The organism is Microbispora sp. CSR-4, from assembly GCF_008033685.1.
Taxonomy (GTDB): Bacteria; Actinomycetota; Actinomycetes; order Streptosporangiales; family Streptosporangiaceae; genus Microbispora.
The window spans coordinates 1-645 of sequence record NZ_VJVX01000231.1 but is presented as its reverse complement, the minus strand read 5'-3'; the positions used below and the strand labels follow the sequence as shown (position 1 = coordinate 645).

Annotated in this window: 2 pseudogenes; both read left to right on the top strand. The window is 69.0% G+C overall.

Going from position 1 to position 645, the window contains the following annotated elements:
• Positions 1–187: pseudogene (locus FLV34_RS39585) on the top strand (ABC transporter permease); the annotation flags it as partial.
• Between the two features lie 141 nt (positions 188–328).
• Positions 329–645 (top strand): annotated as a pseudogene (locus FLV34_RS39580) (twin-arginine translocation signal domain-containing protein); the annotation flags it as partial.

Sequence of the window (645 nt, the reverse complement as noted above, 5' to 3'; positions counted from 1 at the left end):
TGGGACGCTGCTGAGCGGCGGCCGGGGCACGATCATCGGGTCGATCCTGGGTCTGCTGATCTTCACGGTGATCACCAACCTGTTCATCCTCAACGGTCTGAACACCGCCGACCAGCTCGTCGCCAAGGGCGCGATCATCGTCATCGCCGTGCTCCTGCAGCGACGCGGCCTCAGAGCGCATACCTGACCCAGAACCCCCGCTTTCCCTGCCCGACCAGTCCAGGTCCGCCGCCGTACGGCCGCGGTCCCGGCCCCCTGCACCCTTTTCCTCGCTTTCCTGTTTCCTCGCTTTCCTGCTATTTCACCCCCCACTGCAAGGGAGAACGACATGACACAGAACCCCGGCCGCCGGGGCTTCCTCCTCGGCGGAGCCGTCCTCGGCGCCGGTGCCCTGGTCGCGGCCTGCACGAGCAACGAGCCCGCCGCGCAGGCGAGCGCACCGGCCGCGGCCCCCGCGGCCGGGGGCGCCAACGACGCCCCCGGTGAGAAGGTCGTCATCGGTTTCTCGGCTCCGGCCGCCGACCACGGCTGGATCGCCGCCATCGCCAAGAACGCGACGGACGCGGCCGCGCAGTTCTCCGATGTGGAGTTCAAGGCGGTCGAGCCGACCAACGACATCAACCAGCAGATCTCGGCGGTGGAGTC